The sequence below is a fragment of the Aeribacillus sp. FSL K6-2848 genome (assembly GCF_038004325.1).
In the GTDB taxonomy this organism is placed as follows: domain Bacteria; phylum Bacillota; class Bacilli; order Bacillales; family Aeribacillaceae; genus Aeribacillus; species Aeribacillus composti.
On the sequence record NZ_JBBOQQ010000001.1, the window covers coordinates 122,951 to 143,842 of the forward strand.

Annotated in this window: 24 protein-coding genes and 2 other annotated features; all 24 genes read left to right on the forward strand. The window is 40.2% G+C overall.

The window, feature by feature from the left end; translation table 11 throughout:
• The first annotated feature begins 55 nt into the window (after window positions 1–55).
• The 24 genes from NSS70_RS00635 (at window position 56) to NSS70_RS00750 (ending at window position 20,829) form a co-directional block, all read left to right on the forward strand.
• A complete protein-coding gene (locus tag NSS70_RS00635; RefSeq protein WP_063387474.1) occupies window positions 56–517 on the forward strand; it encodes a CtsR family transcriptional regulator in 462 nt (153 codons plus the stop codon).
• A 14-nt stretch (window positions 518–531) separates the two neighbouring features.
• The gene (locus tag NSS70_RS00640) at window positions 532–1,080 is read left to right on the forward strand and encodes a UvrB/UvrC motif-containing protein (RefSeq protein WP_063387128.1); all 549 of its coding nucleotides are present in this window, start codon (window positions 532–534) and stop codon (window positions 1,078–1,080) included.
• Between the two features lies 1 nt (window position 1,081).
• Complete coding sequence (locus tag NSS70_RS00645; protein WP_327847634.1) at window positions 1,082–2,170, forward strand: protein arginine kinase; 1,089 nt, start codon at window positions 1,082–1,084, stop codon at window positions 2,168–2,170.
• A complete protein-coding gene (clpC, locus tag NSS70_RS00650) occupies window positions 2,167–4,602 on the forward strand; it encodes an ATP-dependent protease ATP-binding subunit ClpC (RefSeq protein ID WP_063387130.1) in 2,436 nt (811 codons plus the stop codon). The genes NSS70_RS00645 and clpC overlap by 4 nt, the downstream gene beginning before the upstream one ends.
• A gap of 83 nt (window positions 4,603–4,685) precedes the next feature.
• On the forward strand, window positions 4,686–6,062 hold the full coding sequence (radA, locus tag NSS70_RS00655) for a DNA repair protein RadA (protein WP_130156460.1): 1,377 nt from the start codon (window positions 4,686–4,688) through the stop codon (window positions 6,060–6,062).
• A 3-nt stretch (window positions 6,063–6,065) separates the two neighbouring features.
• Window positions 6,066–7,127 (forward strand): DNA integrity scanning diadenylate cyclase DisA, encoded by a 1,062-nt coding sequence (gene disA, locus NSS70_RS00660; protein ID WP_340880772.1) that lies wholly within the window; start codon window positions 6,066–6,068, stop codon window positions 7,125–7,127.
• Window positions 7,128–7,226: 99 nt separating this feature from the next.
• On the forward strand, window positions 7,227–8,321 hold the full coding sequence (locus NSS70_RS00665; RefSeq protein ID WP_339198285.1) for a PIN/TRAM domain-containing protein: 1,095 nt from the start codon (window positions 7,227–7,229) through the stop codon (window positions 8,319–8,321).
• A 15-nt stretch (window positions 8,322–8,336) separates the two neighbouring features.
• A complete protein-coding gene (gene ispD / locus NSS70_RS00670) occupies window positions 8,337–9,029 on the forward strand; it encodes a 2-C-methyl-D-erythritol 4-phosphate cytidylyltransferase (protein WP_063387134.1) in 693 nt (230 codons plus the stop codon).
• Window positions 9,026–9,505, forward strand: a complete 480-nt coding sequence (ispF, locus tag NSS70_RS00675; protein ID WP_063387135.1) for a 2-C-methyl-D-erythritol 2,4-cyclodiphosphate synthase — start codon at window positions 9,026–9,028, stop codon at window positions 9,503–9,505. Before ispD ends, ispF begins: the two co-directional genes overlap by 4 nt.
• A 71-nt stretch (window positions 9,506–9,576) precedes the next feature.
• Complete coding sequence (gene gltX, locus NSS70_RS00680) at window positions 9,577–11,037, forward strand: glutamate--tRNA ligase (protein WP_339229894.1); 1,461 nt, start codon at window positions 9,577–9,579, stop codon at window positions 11,035–11,037.
• A gap of 42 nt (window positions 11,038–11,079) precedes the next feature.
• Window positions 11,080–11,313 (forward strand) — a binding site (T-box leader).
• 675 nt (window positions 11,314–11,988) lie between these two features.
• Window positions 11,989–12,669: a serine O-acetyltransferase gene (gene cysE, locus NSS70_RS00685; RefSeq protein WP_082829424.1), complete on the forward strand. Its 681-nt coding sequence runs from the start codon at window positions 11,989–11,991 to the stop codon at window positions 12,667–12,669.
• Window positions 12,666–14,063 carry a cysteine--tRNA ligase gene (gene cysS / locus NSS70_RS00690; RefSeq protein ID WP_063387138.1) on the forward strand — a complete coding sequence of 466 codons (1,398 nt, stop codon included), beginning with the start codon at window positions 12,666–12,668 and terminating at the stop codon, window positions 14,061–14,063. The genes cysE and cysS overlap by 4 nt, the downstream gene beginning before the upstream one ends.
• 2 nt (window positions 14,064–14,065) lie before the next feature.
• On the forward strand, window positions 14,066–14,494 hold the full coding sequence (locus tag NSS70_RS00695) for a Mini-ribonuclease 3 (RefSeq protein WP_327873331.1): 429 nt from the start codon (window positions 14,066–14,068) through the stop codon (window positions 14,492–14,494).
• A complete protein-coding gene (gene rlmB / locus NSS70_RS00700; RefSeq protein ID WP_339198296.1) occupies window positions 14,442–15,227 on the forward strand; it encodes a 23S rRNA (guanosine(2251)-2'-O)-methyltransferase RlmB in 786 nt (261 codons plus the stop codon). Before NSS70_RS00695 ends, rlmB begins: the two co-directional genes overlap by 53 nt.
• A gap of 3 nt (window positions 15,228–15,230) precedes the next feature.
• Window positions 15,231–15,746, forward strand: coding sequence for an NYN domain-containing protein (locus tag NSS70_RS00705; protein WP_063387141.1), 516 nt, complete (start codon window positions 15,231–15,233; stop codon window positions 15,744–15,746).
• Window positions 15,747–15,825: 79 nt separating this feature from the next.
• The gene (sigH, locus tag NSS70_RS00710; RefSeq protein WP_063387142.1) at window positions 15,826–16,479 is read left to right on the forward strand and encodes an RNA polymerase sporulation sigma factor SigH; all 654 of its coding nucleotides are present in this window, start codon (window positions 15,826–15,828) and stop codon (window positions 16,477–16,479) included.
• Between the two features lie 63 nt (window positions 16,480–16,542).
• Complete coding sequence (gene rpmG / locus NSS70_RS00715; protein ID WP_082829425.1) at window positions 16,543–16,686, forward strand: 50S ribosomal protein L33; 144 nt, start codon at window positions 16,543–16,545, stop codon at window positions 16,684–16,686.
• Window positions 16,687–16,720: 34 nt separating this feature from the next.
• Window positions 16,721–16,903, forward strand: a complete 183-nt coding sequence (secE, locus tag NSS70_RS00720; RefSeq protein ID WP_063387143.1) for a preprotein translocase subunit SecE — start codon at window positions 16,721–16,723, stop codon at window positions 16,901–16,903.
• 116 nt (window positions 16,904–17,019) lie between these two features.
• Window positions 17,020–17,553 (forward strand): transcription termination/antitermination protein NusG, encoded by a 534-nt coding sequence (gene nusG / locus NSS70_RS00725; RefSeq protein ID WP_063387144.1) that lies wholly within the window; start codon window positions 17,020–17,022, stop codon window positions 17,551–17,553.
• A 180-nt stretch (window positions 17,554–17,733) separates the two neighbouring features.
• The gene (gene rplK, locus NSS70_RS00730) at window positions 17,734–18,159 is read left to right on the forward strand and encodes a 50S ribosomal protein L11 (RefSeq protein WP_063387145.1); all 426 of its coding nucleotides are present in this window, start codon (window positions 17,734–17,736) and stop codon (window positions 18,157–18,159) included.
• Between the two features lie 103 nt (window positions 18,160–18,262).
• Window positions 18,263–18,961: a 50S ribosomal protein L1 gene (gene rplA, locus NSS70_RS00735; RefSeq protein ID WP_063387146.1), complete on the forward strand. Its 699-nt coding sequence runs from the start codon at window positions 18,263–18,265 to the stop codon at window positions 18,959–18,961.
• Window positions 18,962–19,016: 55 nt separating this feature from the next.
• Window positions 19,017–19,159 (forward strand) — a sequence feature (ribosomal protein L10 leader region).
• 43 nt (window positions 19,160–19,202) lie between these two features.
• Window positions 19,203–19,703, forward strand: a complete 501-nt coding sequence (gene rplJ / locus NSS70_RS00740; protein WP_063387147.1) for a 50S ribosomal protein L10 — start codon at window positions 19,203–19,205, stop codon at window positions 19,701–19,703.
• A 53-nt stretch (window positions 19,704–19,756) separates the two neighbouring features.
• The gene (gene rplL / locus NSS70_RS00745) at window positions 19,757–20,122 is read left to right on the forward strand and encodes a 50S ribosomal protein L7/L12 (RefSeq protein ID WP_063387148.1); all 366 of its coding nucleotides are present in this window, start codon (window positions 19,757–19,759) and stop codon (window positions 20,120–20,122) included.
• Between the two features lie 104 nt (window positions 20,123–20,226).
• Window positions 20,227–20,829, forward strand: coding sequence for a class I SAM-dependent methyltransferase (locus tag NSS70_RS00750; protein ID WP_063387149.1), 603 nt, complete (start codon window positions 20,227–20,229; stop codon window positions 20,827–20,829).
• Window positions 20,830–20,892: the final 63 nt, after the last annotated feature.

A 20,892-nucleotide genomic window follows, 5' to 3' on the forward strand; every position in this document is an offset into this window, starting at 1 on the left:
ATTTCTTGAGCGTTTTGCAATTCCAATCAAAAAGTTGAAGGAGGTGTTTTTCGAGGTGCGGAATATATCTGATATTATCGAGCAATATTTAAAGCATGTATTAGATTCTAGCGGAAAAGAAATTGTTGAAATTAAAAGAAGTGAAATTGCGGATAAATTTCAATGTGTTCCATCGCAAATCAATTACGTGATCAACACTCGTTTTACAATTGAACGGGGTTACATTGTCGAAAGCAAAAGGGGTGGAGGCGGTTATATCCGAATTATGAAAATTCGAATCAATGACCGTATCCAGCTGATCAATCAAATTTTAAATGCCATTGGTAAAAGGCTGTCACAATCGTCGGCGGAGGATATTATTTTGAGATTGGCTGATGAAGAGGTTATTTCAGAAAGAGAAGCGAAAATTATGTTGAGCGTAATTGATAGGTCTGTTTTATATATTGATTTGCCTGATCGAGACGAATTGAGGGCAAGGATGATGAAGGCGATGCTCACCTCGTTAAAATATAAGTGAGGATGTGATGGACGATGATTTGTCAAGAATGTCATGAAAGGCCCGCTACTTTCCACTTTACAAAAATCATCAACGGCGAAAAGACTGAAGTGCATATATGTGAAAAATGTGCACAGGAAAAAAGTGATGTATTCATATTCAATATGAATCCAGGCTTTTCTATAAACAACTTATTGTCCGGATTATTAAATATGGACAGCGCCATTAGCAGCCAAGGGCAAAATGTTTTCAAGAAAAATCAGGTCATTCAATGTGAGAAATGTAATATGACGTTTGATCAATTTACGAAAATTGGTAAATTCGGGTGCTCCCATTGTTACAAAACGTTTTATCACCAAATTACCCCGATTTTAAAACGTGTTCATGGCGGGAATACAACTCACGGCGGTAAAGTACCGAAACGGACCGGTGGAAGTATTCATTTGAAAAAGCGCCTGAAAATGCTTAAACAGGAACTGCAAGAATTAATTGCGAAAGAGGAATTCGAAAGAGCAGCTCAAGTTCGGGATGAAATTCGGTCCATTGAAGCGAAGATAAATGGACGGAACGAAAGGGGAGTATGACATGTCCTTTCAAAAATTTATTCGTTCAGCCATGAGCCCTTGGATGAATCAAGAAGGACCTGATTCCGATATTGTGCTGAGCAGCCGAGTCAGATTGGCGCGAAATATAGAAAATATCAGCTTCCCTACCATTATGTCGAATGAAGAAGCCTTGGCTATTTTAAATACGTTTGAAGAATCATTTTCACAAAGAGTGTTTGACGGTTTAGGGACATTCGTGCTGCTGAAAATGAATGAACTTCAGCCTATTCAAAAACGCGTACTTGTAGAGAAGCATTTGATTAGTCCTTATTTAATGGAAGAATCAGCACTTGGAGGGTGCCTTTTATCTGAAAACGAAGAAGTGAGCATTATGATAAACGAGGAGGATCATATTAGAATTCAATGTTTGTTCCCGGGCCTTCAGCTAAAAGAAGCGTTGAAAATGGCAATGAATCTTGACGATTGGATTGAGGAAAAAGTAGATTATGCATTTGATGAACATAGGGGCTACTTAACTAGCTGTCCAACAAATGTCGGTACCGGCTTGCGGGCTTCCGTGATGATGCACCTTCCAGGACTTGTCTTAACACAGCAGATTAACCAAATTATACCTGCTATCAATCAATTAGGATTGGTTGTGAGAGGTCGGTACGGAGAAGGAAGTGAAGCGATAGGTAATATATTCCAAATTTCGAACCAAATTACGCTAGGCAAATCAGAAGATGATATTGTCGATGATTTAATAGGTGTTGTCGGGCAATTAATTGCTCAAGAACGGGCTGCAAGAGATGCTTTATATAAAACGAATCCGCATCATCTAGAAGACCGTGTATATCGTTCCTACGGCACTCTCAAATACAGCAGGATTATTCCATCGAAAGAAGCAATTCAATGTTTATCAGATGTGCGCTTAGGAATTGACCTGGGAATTATTCAAAATGTTCCACGCAGTGTTTTAAATGAGCTTATGATTTTAATTCAGCCCGGATTTCTGCAACAATATTCAGGAGGAGTTCTACGGCCGAATGAACGGGATATTCGCAGGGCAACATTAATTCGTGAAAGGCTTCAATTAGAAAGGAAGCAAAGGGAGGATGATGAACAATGATGTTTGGGAGATTTACGGAACGGGCGCAAAAAGTGCTTGCTTTAGCGCAGGAAGAAGCTGTACGCCTCGGACATAACAATATCGGCACAGAGCACATATTGCTTGGGCTCGTGCGCGAAGGAGAAGGAATTGCCGCTAAAGCGCTTCACGCTCTAGGATTAAGTCCAGAAAAAATCCAAAATGAAGTGGAAAGCCTGATAGGACGGGGACAAGAAATTTCGCAAACGATCCATTACACACCGAGAGCAAAGAAAGTCATTGAACTGTCAATGGATGAAGCAAGAAAATTAGGACATTCTTATGTCGGAACAGAACATATCCTATTGGGATTAATTCGAGAAGGCGAGGGAGTTGCTGCGCGTGTTTTAAACAATCTCGGAGTAAGCTTGAACAAAGCGCGTCAGCAAGTTTTACAGTTGTTAGGCAGCAATGAAGTATCCTCAAGCCACCAAGGAAGTTCGATGACAAACGCAAATACTCCGACGCTTGATAGTCTTGCGCGGGACTTAACGGCTGTTGCACGGGAGGGCGGACTTGATCCAGTCATCGGCCGAAGCAAAGAAATTCAGCGTGTCATCGAGGTTTTGAGCCGAAGAACAAAAAATAATCCTGTTTTAATAGGTGAACCTGGTGTTGGGAAAACTGCCATAGCAGAGGGACTTGCTCAGCAAATTGTGAATAATGAGGTTCCTGAAATTTTGAGAGATAAGCGCGTTATGACCCTTGATATGGGAACAGTTGTAGCTGGCACAAAATATAGAGGGGAATTTGAGGACCGCCTTAAAAAGGTAATGGATGAAATTCGCCAAGCAGGAAACATCATTTTATTTATTGACGAGCTTCATACACTGATCGGCGCAGGCGGGGCGGAAGGTGCAATTGATGCTTCCAACATTTTAAAACCTGCTTTGGCTCGGGGAGAATTGCAATGTATTGGGGCAACAACTTTGGATGAATACCGTAAATATATTGAAAAGGATGCTGCACTTGAACGGCGCTTCCAGCCAATCCAAGTCGACGAACCGTCCATTGAAGAGAGCATTCAAATTTTAAGAGGCTTAAGAGACCGATATGAAGCACACCACCGGGTATCCATTTCCGATGAGGCGATTGAAGCTGCTGTTAAACTTTCAGATCGGTATATTTCCGATCGGTTCCTGCCTGATAAAGCGATTGACTTGATTGATGAAGCAGGCTCCAAAGTCCGTCTTCGTTCATTTGCAACACCTCCGAATTTAAAGGAATTGGAGCAAAAATTAGAAGAAGTGCGAAAAGAAAAAGAAGCTGCAGTCCAAAGCCAAGAATTTGAAAAAGCAGCTTCATTAAGAGATACAGAGCAGCGGCTCAGAGAGGAATTAGAGGAAACGAAAAAATCATGGAAGGAAAAACAAGGTCAAGAAAATTCTGAAGTGACCGTAGAGGATATTGCAATGGTTGTTTCAAGCTGGACGGGAATTCCGGTTGTTAAACTTGCCCAAACAGAATCAGAGCGGCTTTTGAATCTCGAAGAAATTTTACACTCGCGCGTTATTGGTCAAGAAGAAGCTGTCACTGCAGTCGCAAAAGCTGTCAGACGGGCACGTGCAGGCTTAAAAGATCCGAAGCGTCCGATCGGTTCATTTATCTTCTTAGGACCGACAGGTGTAGGGAAAACGGAATTAGCCCGTGCATTAGCTGAAGCAATGTTTGGTGACGAAGATGCTATGATTCGAATCGATATGTCAGAATATATGGAGAAGCATTCTACGTCAAGGCTCGTTGGTTCGCCTCCTGGATATGTAGGCTATGAAGAGGGAGGACAATTGACGGAAAAAGTGCGCCGCAAGCCATACTCAGTCGTATTATTGGATGAAATTGAAAAAGCTCATCCAGATGTGTTTAACATTTTGCTGCAGGTGCTTGAAGACGGAAGACTCACAGACTCAAAAGGGCGCACCGTTGATTTTCGAAATACGATTTTAATTATGACTTCAAATGTAGGGGCAAGCGAATTAAAACGGAATAAATATGTCGGCTTTAATGTTCAAGACGAAAATGAAAATTATAAAGATATGAAAAACAAAGTGATGGATGAACTGAAAAAAGCATTTCGTCCTGAATTTTTGAACCGGATTGACGAAATTATTGTGTTCCACTCTTTAGAGAAAAAACATTTGAAAGAAATTGTTTCGCTGATGGCGGATCAGCTGACAAAACGATTAAAAGAACAGGATATAGAACTCGAATTAACGGATCGTGCAAAAGAAAAGCTGGCTGAAGAGGGCTTTGACTTAGAATATGGAGCGCGTCCGTTGCGGAGAGCGATTCAAAAATATGTCGAAGATCGCTTATCAGAGGAATTATTGAAAGGCACGATCTCGCAAGGTCAAAAAGTTGTATTGGACGTGCAAAATAATGAATTTGTCGTAAAAACTGCAGAAAAGGTTCAATAATCCAATGGGCATACTGCTTCACGTATGCCCCTCCCTTTCATTATATTGTCGTGTATCGATTGAACAAAGTGGGGAATAACCGAATGTCAAAGATCAAATCAAAATTTATTTGTCAATCGTGCGGATATGAATCGCCGAAATGGATGGGAAAATGTCCAGGGTGCGGCGAATGGAATTCAATGGTTGAAGAAGTTATCAAGCCAAAGGGAAAACACCGCATTGCTTTTAGTCATTCCGAATCATCCACTGTCAGCAAACCTTCTCCAATTCATCAAATCCAAGCTGCGCAAGAACCTAGAATGCTTACAGGACTTCATGAGTTTAACCGCGTATTGGGAGGCGGAATTGTAAAAGGGTCTCTCGTTTTAATTGGAGGGGATCCTGGAATTGGAAAATCCACTCTCTTATTGCAAGTCTCCTCACAGCTGGCAGAGAGAGGGAACGATGTTTTATACATTTCGGGAGAAGAATCTTTAAAACAGACAAAACTTCGCTCCGACCGACTCGGGGTAAAAGGCGAAAGACTTTTCGTGCTTTCTGAAACGGACTTAGAAATCATCATTCAATCCATAATGGAAACTGAACCGGCTTTTGTCATCATTGATTCCATTCAAACGATTTATAACAGTGAAATTGCTTCTGCTCCTGGAAGCGTATCTCAGGTTCGAGAATGTACGGCTGAATTAATGAGATTGGCAAAGACAAAAGGAATTCCGATTTTTATTGTCGGTCATGTAACAAAAGACGGCACAATTGCAGGGCCGCGCATTTTAGAACATATGGTTGATACTGTATTGTATTTTGAAGGTGATCGACACCATACGTACCGAATTTTACGGGCAGTTAAAAACAGGTTCGGATCCACTAACGAAATAGGAATTTTTGAAATGAAGGAAGCAGGTCTTAAAGAAGTGCTCAACCCGTCAGAAGTGTTTTTAGAAGAGCGTGCAAAAGGGGCATCTGGTTCAACAGTAGTCGCTTCCATGGAAGGGACAAGACCTGTTCTAGTCGAAATACAAGCTTTAATCACCCCGACAAGCTTTGGAAACCCAAGAAGGATGGCAAATGGGATTGATCATAATCGTGTTTCTTTGTTGATGGCGGTATTGGAAAAACGTGTTGGTTTATTGCTCCAAAACCAAGATGCCTACTTAAAAGTTGCCGGCGGGGTGAAATTAGACGAGCCTTCAATTGACTTGGCAATTTGCATCAGTATAGCTTCAAGCTTTAAAGATGTTCCGACGAACATTTATGATGTTTTTGTAGGTGAGGTTGGTTTAACAGGAGAAATTAGAAGGGTTTCACGAATTGAACAGCGTGTACAAGAAGCTGCCAAACTGGGATTTAAGCGGATTTTTTTACCGAAAGCCAATCTGGGCGGTTGGAAATGGCCGGAAGATATAGAAATTGTCGGTGTGCAAAACATTTCAGAAGCGCTCGAACTTGCAATAGGGGGATAAGCTATGAAACAAGAAAAATCGCTTAAGGAAATCTTGCAATTTGTAGCCCCAGGCACACCAATCCGGGAAGGAATTGAAAACGTGCTGCGCGCAAAGACCGGGGGGCTAATTGTTGTAGGATATAACGAAAAAATCAAACAAATTGTAGACGGGGGATTTTATATCAATTGCCCTTTTTCCCCCGCCTATTTATATGAACTAGCTAAAATGGATGGAGCCATTATTTTAAGCGACTCAGGGCAAAAAATTTTATACGCAAACGCACAGCTTGTTCCGGATACGAGCATAGAGGTAAGAGAAACAGGCATGAGGCATAGAACAGCTGAACGAGTAGCAAAGCAAACAGGAAATCTCGTAATTGCTATTTCTGAAAGAAGAAATGTCGTCACATTATATTTTGGCAATTCCCGCTATGCTTTGAGGGATATCGGCGTCATTTTAACGAAGGCCAATCAAGCTTTGCGGACGTTGGAAAAGTATAAATCTGCCACTGACCAATCCATTAATAATTTAGGATCTTTAGAGTTTGAAGATTTAGTCACGATCGATGAAGTGATCCAAGTTTTACATAGAATAGAAATGGTGCTGCGAATTAAGAGTGAAATTATTAATTATATTTACGAACTCGGTACAGAAGGGCAGCTGATTCAGCTTCAGATGACCGAGCTTTTAGCAGATATTGAAAAAGAAGCGGCTCTGCTTATCAAAGATTACAGCATGGAGCGGCTGAATGATCCTATTCCTGTATTAAAGCAGCTGCAAGAATTGTCCAGCTCAGCATTATTAGATGATGCGGTTTTATTGAAGCTGCTCGGATATCCCCATTTTACCAATATAAATGAACCTGTTGTTCCTCGAGGTTACCGGTTTTTGCATAAAATACCAAAGCTTCCTTCCGTTATTATTGAAAATTTAGTGACAACCTTTGAAAATTTGAAACAAATTGCAAATGCTACCGTAGAAAAGCTTGATGAAGTGGAAGGAATAGGTGAAGTTAGGGCGAGGAAAATTAAGGAAGGATTAAGGCGCCTCCAAGATCAGTATAACATTGCAAGGGAGCTCTAACACATCCTTTACAGTAATTTATCAATATTTTTACAATCCTTGTTTTTAGATGTTTGAAAGGTTTGAAAGTGTATATAATGAAATAAAGGAGGTGGAGGTATGTTAAAACGAATTGTTCAAATATTTTTCTTTTTTGTTGGCGGAACGTTAGGTGTTTTGTTTATACCGGAATTATTATTTCTCTTAAATCTTGATGATGTTCCATTTCTGATGACACCATATACATTGGCGATATTAGGTGCAATTTTATTTTATATAACCTCCTTCTGGCTAGTGGATTATGTGGTGAATTGGATAAAATTTATAGAAGAGAAATTAGTGAAAGCTCCGGTTACGGATGTATTATTTGGCAGTTTAGGATTAATTTTTGGTCTGATTATTGCTTATTTAATTGGAATTTCATTATCTGAACTTCCATACCCAATTATCAATAACATTGTTCCGATCTTTTTAACCATAATTTTAGGATATTTAGGTTTTCAAATCGGATATAAAAAGCGCGACGAACTGTTGAACTTGTTTTCGATTACAGCAAGAATCAGCAAGAAGAAAGCCTCTCAAGAAGAAGAGGAAAATGTTGAAAAGAAAAGCTTAAAAATATTAGATACAAGTGTTATTATAGATGGCAGGATTGCAGATATTTGTCAAACAGGTTTTTTAGAAGGGACCATTATTATTCCTCAATTTGTGTTGGAGGAACTTCAGCATATAGCGGATTCTTCAGATGTGCTAAAAAGAAATCGAGGAAGAAGAGGTCTGGATATTTTAAATAAAATCCAAAAAGAGCTGGACATTCAAGTGGAAATATGGGAAGGCGACTTCGAAGATATACAAGAAGTCGACAGCAAGCTTGTAAAACTGGCAAAAATCATTCAAGGCGTTGTGGTCACAAACGATTTCAATTTAAATAAAGTATGTGAGCTCCAAAACGTCTCTGTTTTGAACATCAACGATTTAGCCAATGCGGTAAAACCGATTGTACTACCAGGGGAAGAGTTAAATGTCCAAGTAATTAAGGATGGAAAAGAGCATAACCAAGGTGTTGCTTATCTTGATGATGGCACGATGATTGTTGTCGAGGACGGAAGGGACTATATCGGGAAAAATATTGACATTCTCGTTACAAGCGTTCTTCAAACATCTGCCGGACGAATGATTTTTGCAAAGCCAAAGCTGCTGGAAAAAGCATTGTAATAAGGGAGAAAGAAGATGGAATATCGGGTTGTCATACCAGCTGCAGGGCAAGGGAAAAGAATGAGGGCAGGAAAAAATAAACAGTTTATCAAACTTAATTCTTTACCTGTGATTGTTCATACTTTAATGGTGTTTGAAAAAGATCCTCAATGCACCGAAATTGTTCTAGTCATAAACGAGAAAGAGCGTGAAGAATTTCTTTCTTTACTGAAAAAATATAAAATAAAAAAAGTGCAAAAACTAGTTCCCGGAGGACAGGAACGCCAATATAGTGTTTACAACGGGTTAAAAGCTGTTGAAGAAGATGGTATAATATTAATTCACGACGGTGCAAGGCCTTTCATTCGCAGGGAAACCATTCATCAGCTTGTTGAAAAGGCTCATTTAGAGGGCGCAGCGGTTGTAGCCGTTCCTGTAAAGGATACTGTGAAAAGAGTTCGCAATATGGAAGTCATTGATACTGTTGAACGTTCTAGCTTGTGGGCAGTTCAAACGCCACAAGCTTTTCGTCTTTCCATCGTATTAAAAGCTCATGAAGCGGCCAATAGGGATCAATTTGTAGGAACAGACGATGCAAGTCTTGTAGAAAGAATTGGCGAAAAAGTTTGTATTGTACATGGGGATTATTCAAATATAAAGCTTACAACCCCTGAAGATTTGATTTTTGCCCGTGCGATTTTAGAGAGTGAAAGAGGGGAAAGGGAATGATTCGGATTGGACAAGGTTTTGATGTTCATCAGCTTGTGGAAGGAAAACCGCTTGTGATCGGTGGAGTCAACATTCCTTATGAAAAAGGATTGCTTGGACATTCTGATGCTGATGTTCTTCTTCATGCATTGACAGATGCCTGCTTGGGAGCGATTGGAGAAGGAGATATCGGCAAGCATTTTCCTGATACGGATCCTGCATATAAAGATATTGACTCGGCGAAATTGCTTCAAGAGGTATGGAACTTGGTAAAGGAGAAAGGCTATATATTAGGCAATGCGGATTGTACAATTATTGCTCAAAAACCAAAAATGGCGCCTTACATCCATCAAATGCGTACTAGAATTGCGGAGCTCTTGGAGGCTGAACTTGACCAAGTGAATGTTAAAGCAACGACGACGGAGGAGCTTGGGTTTACAGGACGCGGGGAAGGAATCGCTGCACAGTCAATCGTTTTATTGCAAAAGAAAAAGTAATCTTTGAACATCAATGGTTTGGTGGTACAATATTTTAAAGAATTACGGTTTGATTATTGGAGGGACAAAATATGGCTGACAACGGAATACGGGTTCGCTATGCACCGAGTCCGACGGGGCATTTACATATTGGAAACGCACGCACTGCATTATTTAATTATTTGTTCGCTAGAAGCCAAAATGGGAAATTTATTATCCGAATTGAAGATACCGATCAGAAGCGGAATATCGAAGGAGGAGAACAAAGCCAGCTTTTTTATTTAAAATGGCTTGGAATTGATTGGGACGAAAGCATAGACAAGGGCGGAGATTACGGTCCTTATCGACAATCGGAGCGGACAAGCATTTATAAAAAATATTATGAAGAGCTCTTGGAAAGAGACTTGGCGTATAAATGTTATTGTACGGAAGAGGAGCTTGAAAACGAGCGTCAAGCGCAAATCGATCGCGGTGAAATGCCAAGATATTCAGGGAAATGCGCGCACCTTTCTAAAGAACAGCAAGAGGCACTCGAAAAAGAAGGACGGAAACCAAGCATTCGTTTCCGGGTTCCAAAAGGAAAAATATATAAATGGAACGATATCGTAAAAGGAGATATTTCTTTTGAGTCCGATGATTTTGGGGATTTTGTCATCGTGAAAAAAGACGGAACACCGACTTATAATTTTGCCGTCGCCGTCGACGATCATTTAATGGAAATCAGTCATGTGTTGCGCGGAGAAGACCATATCTCCAATACACCGAAGCAAATGATGATTTATGAAGCTTTTGGATGGGAACCGCCTGTTTTTGGTCATATGACGTTAATCGTCAATGAAAACAGAAAAAAATTAAGCAAGCGTGATGAGAGCATCATTCAATTTATTGAACAATATGCTGAATTAGGGTATCTGCCTGAAGCGCTCTTTAATTTTATCGGTTTGTTAGGATGGTCTCCTGTTGGGGAAGAAGAGATTTTCAGCAAAGAAGAGTTTATTAAAATTTTTGATCCAAACCGATTATCAAAATCACCTGCTGTTTTCGACACACTGAAATTAAAATGGATGAACAATCAGTACATGAAAAAGCTTGATCTCGAAAAAGTAGTCGACCTTTCGCTGCCCCACCTCGTAAAAGCCGGACGCGTCAGTGAAAATATGTCAGACGATGAAAAAAATTGGGTGCGCCGCCTCATTTCCCTATATCAAGATCAAATGAGCTACGGTGCAGAAATTGTCGAATTAAGCGAAATGTTTTTTAAGGAAGAGATAGAGCTCGATGAAGAAGGAAAGCTTGTGCTTCAAGAAGAACAAGTTCCTTCCGTGTTAAGCGCATTTTTGGAAGAAGTGAAAGCAATTCAAGATTTCAAAGCAGATGAAATCAAAAAAGCGATTAAGTCAGTTCAAAAAGCGACAGGTCAAAAGGGGAAAAAATTGTTCATGCCGATTCGCGTTGCGACAACCGGGCAGACACACGGTCCTGAGCTGCCGCTTGCCCTTGAGCTCTTAGGAAAAGGAAAGATTATCACAAGGCTGGAAAAAGCACTAGATTAACTTTTTAAAAAAATTGTAATATAGTATGTATGAACAGATGACGGAAAAACGTTGAGAAGGAGAAGTAAGAAAGCAAACGGCTTTTCAGAGAGAACCTCCTTTGGCTGAAAGAGGTTTAAGCACGCGCTTTCTGAAATGCCCCTTCGAGTCTTTTGTCGAAACCAGCGGGAGTAGACAAAAGCGGAGACTCACCGTTATAAGAGTTAAAGTTGAGGGAAAAGAAAAGCTATACTTTTCCCTAAACAGAGTGGAACCGCGCTTATTTGCGTCTCTGTATCTACAGAGGCGCATTTCTTGTGCGCCCGGCATGGGTGTAATCTATAGGGTGAAAGTCCCGAGCTGCGAAGGCAGAAGTAGCAGTTAGCTTAACGCAAGGGTGTCCGTGGTGACGCGGAATCTGAAGGAAGCGAGCGGCAAACTTCCGGTCTGAGGAACACGAACTTCATATGAGGCTAGGTATCACTGGGTGAGTTTGCAAGACAAAACAAAGCCCTTTCTGCCGAAGGTGATACAGAGTAAATGAAGCAGATGGATGGAAGGAAAGATTACACTCTTACCCGGGGAGGTCTGGCTGGCACGCCAAGTAACCTTGGTAACCTATCTAGTGATAGATAGCTGAACAGTCAGAAGTCAGCAGAGGTCATAGTATTAGTTGGTCTAGAACAACTAAGAAGGACCGAACAATTAAGAGAGAATAGCCCTTGGCATTCAGTGAGTCATGATGAACACAGAAAACGTAGTACCTCACTTGAGGGAGGAAGCGGTGAATCCCGTGGGAGATCTCTTGGAGGGTGGAGTGACCACTGGCATAAAGAGAACAGCTATTCACGGAAGTTATAAAGACTTGCGTCAATTATCTTAATTGAACCGCCGTATACGGAACCGTACGTACGGTGGTGTGAGAGGACGGGAGTTAATCGCTCCCTCCTACTCGATTTTCAGTAGGGTATTATGATTACTTTTTATGGGAGGGAGAAAAATATGTGGAAAATATTAAAAGAAGATGTGGAAGTCGTTTTTGACCAAGACCCTGCTGCGAGATCTTATTTAGAAGTGATCTTAACTTATTCAGGCCTTCACGCCATATGGGCTCATCGGTTGGCGCATGCGTTTTACAAACGGAAATTATACTTTATCGCCAGGGTCATTTCGCAAATAAGCCGCTTTTTCACGGGAATTGAAATCCACCCTGGTGCCAAAATCGGTCGTCGTTTTTTCATCGATCATGGCATGGGTGTCGTTATTGGCGAGACTTGTGAAATTGGCGATAATGTTACTGTATATCAAGGAGTTACATTAGGCGGAACAGGTAAAGAAAAGGGGAAACGGCATCCTACCATCAAAAATAATGTTCTCATTGCAGCTGGCGCGAAGGTATTAGGATCTATTACGATTGGAGAAAACTCGAAAATTGGCGCAGGTTCCGTCGTTTTGCGCGATGTTCCGGATAATTCGACTGTTGTAGGCATTCCGGGGAGAGTTGTTGTGCAAAACGGGAAAAAGGTGAGAAAAGATTTAAATCATAGAGATTTGCCGGATCCTATTTCAGATAAATTAAAAGAGCTTGAAAAAGAAATAGGAAAATTAAAGGCAGAATTAGATAATCTGAAAAAAAAGGAGGGCGTTCAATGAGTATCAAAATTTATAATACATTATCCAGGAAAAAGGAAGAATTTATTCCTTTAGAGAACAACAAGGTAAAGATGTATGTTTGCGGTCCTACCGTTTACAACTATATTCACATCGGAAATGCTAGACCAGCCATTGTATATGATACAGTTCGTCGATATTTGGAGTACAGAGGGTACGATGTGAAATATGTGTCGAATTTTACCGATGTGGATGATAAATTGATTAAAGCTGCAAATGATTTGGGCGAAACGGTTCCGGAAATTGCAGAACGATTTATTAAGGCCTATTTTTCTGATATTGATGCACTGGGATGCAAAAGAGCGGATGTTCATCCTCGTGTAACGGAAAATATGGAGACAATCATTGAATTCATCCAAGCTCTCATTGACAAAAATTATGCCTATGAAGTCGACGGAGATGTGTATTATAAAACACGGTATTTTAAGGAATACGGAAAGCTTTCGCATCAATCAATAGATGAGCTTCATGCCGGTGCCAGAATACAAATTGGCGAAAAAAAGAGAGATCCGCTTGATTTTGCACTTTGGAAAGCAGCAAAAGAAGGGGAAATTTCATGGGATAGCCCTTGGGGAAAAGGACGTCCTGGCTGGCATATTGAATGCTCCGCAATGGCAAGAAAATATTTAGGGGATACAATTGATATTCATGCAGGCGGCCAAGATTTAACTTTTCCGCATCATGAAAATGAGATCGCACAATCCGAAGCGCTTACCGGCAAACCTTTTGCGAAATATTGGATGCATAACGGTTATATTAATATCAACAATGAGAAGATGTCTAAATCACTCGGAAATTTTATTCTTGTTCAAGACGTTTTAAAGCAGTATGACCCACAAGTATTTCGATTTTTTATGCTGTCTGTACACTACCGACATCCTATCAATTATTCGAAAGAACTTTTGGATAGTACAAAAAACGGATTGGAAAGAATCCGCACCTCATATATCAATTTAAAGCATCGGCTGGAAAGTAGTGCGAATCTCACTGATGATGATGAAAAATGGCTGGAAGAAATCAGCCGGCTAAAGAAGGAATTTATTCATGAAATGGACGACGATTTCAATACGGCGAATGCTATATCTGTCATTTTCGATTTAGTGAAAAATGCAAACTATTATTTGGAAAGAAAAAACACCTCCGAAAAAGTAATTAAGGCATTTTTGCAGCTATTTAATGAATTTGGCGATGTATTAGGTTTGACATTTGATGTTCAAGAGCTGCTGGACGAAGACATTGAAAGGCTGATAAACGAGCGAAATCAAGCTAGAAAAGAAAGAAATTTTGCTTTAGCCGACAAAATTCGAGATCAGCTCAAGGAAATGAACATTATATTGGAAGATACGCCTCAAGGAACAAGATGGAAAAGAGGATAAATATGATTGAGCTTGAAAAAATAAAAGAAGCACGGCAGCTTAACGGTCTTGTTTTAGCATATATGGGCGATGCTGTATATGAAGTATTTGTCAGGCATCATCTGTTATCAAAAGGAACTGTCAAACCGGGCCAGCTTCATAAATTGGCGAAGTCGTTTGTTTCGGCCAAAGCGCAGGCAGCGATTTTAAAAACATTAACTGACAACGGCTTTTTCAATGAAGAAGAGCTGGAAATAATGAAAAGAGGGCGAAATGCCAAATCAAACACGGTGCCGAAAAATACCGATGTACAAACATACCGATACAGCACGGCTTTCGAATCTTTAATCGGCTATCTTTTTTTAACAGGTGATCAAGATCGGCTAAACGACGTCATAGATGCTGCAATGGCTGCAACATACGAGAAAGGGGGAGTTGAACGTGGCGGATGAATATATATACGGGAAGAATTCGGTTATCGAAGCATTGAAATCGAACAGGGATATTAACAAAGTGTTTATTGCGGAAAATTCATATACTAAACAAGCGCAGCAAATTATAATGCTGGCGAAAAATAAAGGGGTAGCAGTTCAATTCGTTCCAAAGAAAAAGCTCGATCAGATCGTTTCGGGCAGCCACCAAGGAGTCATTGCGCAAGTTGCTGCATATAAGTATACGGATTTTGAAGATTTGTTCAAATTGTCTGACGAACGCGGGGAAGCGCCCTTTTTTCTGATTCTAGATGAAATTGAAAATCCGGCAAATCTCGGCTCGATTATGAGAACAGCTGATGCTGCTGGAGTACACGGCATTATTATTCCAAAGAACCGGGCGGTCGGTTTAACCAATGTAGTGGCAAAAACGTCAACGGGAGCAATTGAATATGTTCCCGTAGTCCGTGTGACAAACTTGGCACGCACGATTGACGAGCTGAAAAACAGAGGTATATGGATTTACGGCACTGATGCAAAAGGGGAAGACGATTATCGGACAATTGACGGGAAACTCCCCGTTGCATTAGTAATTGGCAGTGAAGGGAAAGGAATCAGCCGCTTAGTAAAAGAAAAGTGCGACTTCCTTGTGAAAATTCCGATGGTTGGTCATGTTACTTCTTTGAACGCCTCCGTTGCTGCCAGTCTATTAATGTATGAAGTTTTTCGCAAACGGCGGCCATCAGGAGAGTAGCCAATGGATATTTTATTAGTCGATGGATACAACATTATTGGTGCTTGGCCTGATCTGCAAAAATTAAAAGATGAAAACAATTTGGAGGATGCAAGGAAGATCCTGATCAACAAGATGGCCGAATATCAAGCATACACTGGGATGAAGGTGATTGTCGTTTTTGATGCTCATTTAGTGAAAGGAATTGAAAAAAAATATTTAGATAATCGCGTGGAAATTATTTTCACGAGAGAAAATGAAACCGCTGATGAACGGATTGAAAAGCTGGCCAAAACATTAAAAAATATTAAGACGAAAATTTATGTAGCAACGTCCGACTATATAGAACAATGGACGATTTTTTCCCAGGGAGCTTTGAGAAAATCGGCGCGCGAGCTATATAACGAAGTGGTGTCTATTGAAGAAAGCATTCGAAAAAAAATTCAGCAAATTCAGGGCGAGCGCCCCGCTTCGAAAATTCGCCTTTCTTATGAAGTTGCCGAAAGATTCGAAAAATGGAGAAGAGGAGATTTATCGTAATTTTGACATAAGTTGACGTTTATGGAAATCTTACAGTATAATATTTCTAATAATTGTATGCGCGGTCGGGGTGATTTGCATGAGTGTTCAAGACAACAAGGGGGAAAAAATAAAAAAATTGCAGAAGCTTGAAGATGAACAAATTGTAGAGCTCGTCCACAAAGGCGACAGCGCTGCATTAGATTTCTTGATTACAAAATACCGGAACTTTGTGCGGGCCAAGGCAAGATCCTACTTCCTCATCGGGGCGGATCGTGAGGATATAATTCAAGAGGGGATGATTGGATTATATAAAGCGATTCGTGACTTTAAAGAGGACAAGCTTACCTCCTTTAAGGCTTTTGCCGAGTTGTGCATTACCCGCCAAATGATTACTGCCATTAAAACTGCTACCCGTCAAAAACATATTCCTCTAAACTCGTATGTTTCATTGGATAAACCCATTTATGATGAAGAATCAGATCGCACACTGATGGATGTAATATCTGGTGCAAAAGTAATGGACCCAGAAGAGCTCATCATTAACCAGGAAAAGTTTGATGATATAGAATTGAAAATGGGGGAAATATTATCTGATCTTGAACGGAAAGTGTTGTCCCTTTATTTGGAAGGCCGTTCCTATTTAGAAATTTCAGAAGAATTAAACAGGCATGTGAAATCTATTGACAATGCCTTGCAGCGGGTGAAAAGAAAGCTAGAAAGATACTTAGAGCTGAGGGAATTTACTTCATAACTCATTGACATAAAAATTGCCATTATGTTACTGTTTAATAGAGTAAGTATCGGTAGGTGTAATATGAGGAAAAAAATAGTTCTAGCTTGTTCTCAATGCGGCAGCCGAAATTATTCAACGATGAAAAAGGCGACCGAAGAACGGTTGGAAATCAAAAAGTTTTGTAAAACGTGCCAAGCTCATACCACTCATCGGGAAACAAAGTAAATTGCACGATTCTTGGATTTCTGGAGGTAAACAAATGCAGCGCTTGACTGGATTTTTTCGAGATGTCGTAAAAGAAATGAAAAAGGTCAGCTGGCCGAAAAGAAAGGAATTGGTTCGCTATACGATTACGGTCATTACAACGGTAGCCTTTTTTGCTATATTTTTTGCTATTGTCGACTTAGGAATTTCTGAGTTATTAAGGCTTATTCTTGAATAAAAGCCTTTTATCCATGATATAATAGATATTATTCATAAGTCCGTCAGTAAACCCGGTAAACGGGTTTTTTCATTGCCTAAAAATGAAATGGGGAGGGAAGGACAAGGTCCTCTGATATGGAAAAGAACTGGTATGTTGTGCATACATATTCCGGCTATGAAAATAAAGTAAAAGCGAATTTAGAAAAACGCGTAGAGTCAATGGGCATGCAGGACAAAATTTTTCGTGTGATCGTCCCTGAAGAAGAAGAAATGGATATGAAAAGCGGAAAGAAAAAAGTGACGAAAAAAAAGGTTTTCCCTGGGTATGTTTTAGTAGAGCTCATCATGACGGATGATTCATGGTATGTGGTTCGCAACACTCCCGGAGTAACCGGATTCGTCGGCTCTGCAGGGTCTGGATCTAAACCAACTCCGCTTTTGCCGGAAGAAGTACAGGCAATTTTCAAACGCATGGGAATAGAAGAGGCTCGTGTGGAAGTTGATTTTGAATTAAAAGAAACGGTAAAAGTAAATGACGGCCCGTTTGCCAATTTCACAGGCGTTATCGAAGAAATCGATACAGATAGAAAAAAAGTCAAAGTGCTCGTCAATATGTTTGGGCGTGAAACACCAGTTGAACTAGATTTTTCCCAAGTTTCCAAATTGTAAAATGTAGAAAAACAAACTTGAAATCATTAATTAAAAATGGTAATATTTCTTAAGTCGATATGTCTCTGAAAGAGACTGAATGATGCATTAATCTTTCTCTCATTCATATAAAGAAGGATGTTGCATGAGTGGGAGGGTTTTACCCTATTACCACATCACGGACTTAAGGAGGTGTGTCTCGTGGCTAAAAAAGTGATTAAAATCGTGAAATTGCAGATTCCTGCAGGTAAAGCTAATCCTGCGCCGCCAGTAGGTCCTGCTCTCGGTCAAGCTGGGGTTAATATCATGGGATTCTGTAAAGAGTTCAACGCTCGCACGGCTGATCAAGCTGGCTTAATTATTCCTGTTGAAATTACGGTATTTGAAGACCGTTCATTTACATTTATTACGAAAACTCCGCCTGCTGCCGTTCTTTTGAAAAAAGCAGCTGGAATTGAATCAGGTTCTGGTGAACCGAATCGTAATAAAGTGGCAACAATTAAACGCGATAAAGTTCGCGAAATTGCCGAAACGAAAATGCCTGACTTAAATGCAGCTAGCGTTGAAGCAGCAATGCGTATGGTTGAAGGCACAGCCCGAAGCATGGGCATTGTGATCGAAGACTAATCAATATGCATTGGTGTAGTAGGTTGCGAGTTTGTTTATTCAAGTTCGCAACCTTTATTCGTGGGAGGTTATTCCGCTAAAACCACATAAGGAGGAAAATGATATGGCAAAAAGAGGTAAAAAATATTTAGAAGCTGCAAAGCTTGTTGATCGTTCAAAAGCTTATGACGTAAAAGAAGCAATTGAATTAGTAAAGAAGACGAATATCGCAAACTTTGATGCGACGGTTGAAGTTGCATTCCGCCTTGGCGTTGATCCTCGTAAAAACGATCAGCAAATCCGCGGGGCTGTTGTGCTGCCGAACGGTACAGGTAAAACGCAACGCGTTTTAGTATTCGCTAAAGGGGAAAAAGCAAAAGAAGCGGAAGCTGCTGGTGCGGACTATGTCGGCGACAGCGACTACATCAATAAAATTCAACAAGGCTGGTTTGACTTCGATGTTGTTGTGGCTACCCCTGATATGATGGGTGAAGTCGGTAAACTTGGACGTATTTTAGGTCCTAAAGGTTTAATGCCAAACCCTAAAACAGGAACGGTAACATTTGAAGTTGAAAAAGCTGTCAAAGAAATTAAAGCTGGTAAAGTCGAATACCGTGTAGATAAAGCTGGGAACGTTCATGTTCCAATCGGAAAAACTTCTTTTGACAGTGAAAAATTAGTTGAAAACTTTACAACAATTTACGACGCACTATTAAAAGCAAAACCGGCAGCGGCAAAAGGCACTTACATGAAAAACGTTTCTGTAACGTCTACAATGGGCCCTGGAATTAAAGTAGATCCTTCCAGCTTTGTCGTGAAATAATAGACCGGTTTGACAAGCAGGATATATTTTAGTAAAATAAAAATGTTGTGTAATTAAATAGAATTCATTTATACCGTAGACAGTAGGTGCCGAAAGGCTTAATATCCTACCGAGGTGTATGATATAGATTAAGCGGAACGTTTGCTTATTTGTACGATACCTCCATGTCTGCGGGCATGGAGGTATTTCATTTCACCGGCGGTATAAGTGTTCATTTTCAATTTGCAGGAGGTGTAAACAAATGAGCAGCGCAATTGAAAAGAAGAAACAGATCGTTGAAGAAATTGCAGCCAAATTCCGTGAAAGCGTCTCTACTGTTATCGTAGATTACCGCGGTCTTAATGTAGCGGAAGTAACGGAATTGCGCAAAAGACTTCGTGAAGCAAATATAGAGTTCAAGGTTTACAAAAATACGTTAACTCGCCGTGCTGTTGAACAAGCAGAAATTTCTGGATTAGAAGAAGTGCTGACTGGTCCAAACGCTATCGCATTTAGCACTGAAGATGTCGTGGCGCCTGCTAAAATTTTGAATGATTTTGCAAAAGAGCATGAAGCGCTTGAGATTAAAGCTGGCGTCATCGAAGGCAATGTTGCAACAGTTGATGAAATTAAAGCGATTGCTGACCTTCCATCTCGCGAAGGCTTGCTTTCTATGTTGCTTTCTGTACTGCAAGCTCCTATTCGCAACTTTGCACTTGCAACAAAAGCAGTTGCAGATCAAAAAGAAGAGCAAGGCGCTTAAAGCAAATTTTCGTATTAAACTATTAGAATTTAAAACATAAGGAGGAAAAACAAATGACAAAAGAACAAATTATTGAAGCGATAAAAGAAATGACTGTTCTTGAACTTAACGACTTAGTAAAAGCAATCGAAGAAGAATTTGGCGTAACTGCTGCTGCTCCTGTTGCTGTGGTTGGTGGCGCTGGCGGCGGTGAAGCTGCTGCAGAAAAAACTGAATTCGATGTTATTCTTGCTAATGCAGGTGCACAAAAAATTAAAGTTATCAAAGTTGTTCGTGAAATCACAGGCCTTGGCTTAAAAGAAGCAAAAGAATTAGTTGACAACACTCCAAAACCATTAAAAGAAGGCGTATCTAAAGAAGAAGCTGAAGAACTTAAAGCAAAACTTGAAGAAGTTGGAGCAGAAGTTGAAGTTAAGTAAAAGCTGTTAAATAAATAGAAAAGCTCGCTGATTCATTGGCGGGCTTTTCTTTTATGTATGAATTTCTGCCCGTAGAAAATACTCCTAAAAAAGGGGTGCAGAAAATGAGCGAACATTATTTTTCGGAAAAACCGGAAGTGGAAAGCAATAGGAGAAAAATTGAGTGCACGTTGAGAAATCATCCATTTGCGTTCATGACCGACCGCGGAGTTTTTTCAAAACGGGAGGTTGATTTTGGAACGCAGCTATTAATTGAAACTTTCGCTGCTCCCGAAATTCCAGGAGATATTTTGGATGTAGGCTGCGGATACGGACCGATCGGATTGTCAATTGCAAAATCGGAACCCGATAGAATGATTGATATGATCGATATAAATGAAAGGGCAGTCGAACTTGCAGAACTGAATGCTCGAATAAACAACATTCAAAATGTCCGTGTGTTTCAAAGCAATTTGTTTGAAAAGCTGGAAGGGAAATGGTATGCTGCTATTTTAGCAAACCCTCCCATTCGGGCTGGAAAACAAGTCGTCCATCATATATTTGAAAAAAGCTTTGATCATTTAAAAGACCATGGAGAGCTTTGGATCGTTATCCAAAAAAAGCAGGGGGCTCCTTCCGCTAAACAAAAGCTGGAGACTCTGTTTCGTTCGGTAGAAGTGGCAGAGAGAAAAAAAGGCTATTATATTTTTAAAGCAAAAAAAGATTGACCTGCAATCCAGGATATGTTAACATTATAAAATGCCAATATATTAATTTCCATTTGTAGCTAA

What these genes read in the sequence shown, in the direction of transcription:
- ispF (WP_063387135.1), top strand. Translation starts at nt 9,026, where the DNA reads ATGATTCGGATTGGACAAGGTTTTGATGTTCATCAGCTTGTGGAAGGA.
- NSS70_RS00695 (WP_327873331.1), top strand. Translation starts at nt 14,066, where the DNA reads ATGATTGAGCTTGAAAAAATAAAAGAAGCACGGCAGCTTAACGGTCTT.
- rplA (WP_063387146.1), top strand. Translation starts at nt 18,263, where the DNA reads ATGGCAAAAAGAGGTAAAAAATATTTAGAAGCTGCAAAGCTTGTTGAT.
- rplJ (WP_063387147.1), top strand. Translation starts at nt 19,203, where the DNA reads ATGAGCAGCGCAATTGAAAAGAAGAAACAGATCGTTGAAGAAATTGCA.
- clpC (WP_063387130.1), top strand. Translation starts at nt 2,167, where the DNA reads ATGATGTTTGGGAGATTTACGGAACGGGCGCAAAAAGTGCTTGCTTTA.
- sigH (WP_063387142.1), top strand. Translation starts at nt 15,826, where the DNA reads ATGAGTGTTCAAGACAACAAGGGGGAAAAAATAAAAAAATTGCAGAAG.
- secE (WP_063387143.1), top strand. Translation starts at nt 16,721, where the DNA reads ATGCAGCGCTTGACTGGATTTTTTCGAGATGTCGTAAAAGAAATGAAA.
- NSS70_RS00750 (WP_063387149.1), top strand. Translation starts at nt 20,227, where the DNA reads ATGAGCGAACATTATTTTTCGGAAAAACCGGAAGTGGAAAGCAATAGG.
- cysE (WP_082829424.1), top strand. Translation starts at nt 11,989, where the DNA reads ATGATTACTTTTTATGGGAGGGAGAAAAATATGTGGAAAATATTAAAA.
- radA (WP_130156460.1), top strand. Translation starts at nt 4,686, where the DNA reads ATGTCAAAGATCAAATCAAAATTTATTTGTCAATCGTGCGGATATGAA.
- NSS70_RS00640 (WP_063387128.1), top strand. Translation starts at nt 532, where the DNA reads ATGATTTGTCAAGAATGTCATGAAAGGCCCGCTACTTTCCACTTTACA.
- cysS (WP_063387138.1), top strand. Translation starts at nt 12,666, where the DNA reads ATGAGTATCAAAATTTATAATACATTATCCAGGAAAAAGGAAGAATTT.
- nusG (WP_063387144.1), top strand. Translation starts at nt 17,020, where the DNA reads ATGGAAAAGAACTGGTATGTTGTGCATACATATTCCGGCTATGAAAAT.
- rlmB (WP_339198296.1), top strand. Translation starts at nt 14,442, where the DNA reads ATGCTGCAATGGCTGCAACATACGAGAAAGGGGGAGTTGAACGTGGCG.
- NSS70_RS00705 (WP_063387141.1), top strand. Translation starts at nt 15,231, where the DNA reads ATGGATATTTTATTAGTCGATGGATACAACATTATTGGTGCTTGGCCT.
- disA (WP_340880772.1), top strand. Translation starts at nt 6,066, where the DNA reads ATGAAACAAGAAAAATCGCTTAAGGAAATCTTGCAATTTGTAGCCCCA.
- rplL (WP_063387148.1), top strand. Translation starts at nt 19,757, where the DNA reads ATGACAAAAGAACAAATTATTGAAGCGATAAAAGAAATGACTGTTCTT.
- rpmG (WP_082829425.1), top strand. Translation starts at nt 16,543, where the DNA reads ATGAGGAAAAAAATAGTTCTAGCTTGTTCTCAATGCGGCAGCCGAAAT.
- ispD (WP_063387134.1), top strand. Translation starts at nt 8,337, where the DNA reads ATGGAATATCGGGTTGTCATACCAGCTGCAGGGCAAGGGAAAAGAATG.
- gltX (WP_339229894.1), top strand. Translation starts at nt 9,577, where the DNA reads ATGGCTGACAACGGAATACGGGTTCGCTATGCACCGAGTCCGACGGGG.
- NSS70_RS00645 (WP_327847634.1), top strand. Translation starts at nt 1,082, where the DNA reads ATGTCCTTTCAAAAATTTATTCGTTCAGCCATGAGCCCTTGGATGAAT.
- NSS70_RS00665 (WP_339198285.1), top strand. Translation starts at nt 7,227, where the DNA reads ATGTTAAAACGAATTGTTCAAATATTTTTCTTTTTTGTTGGCGGAACG.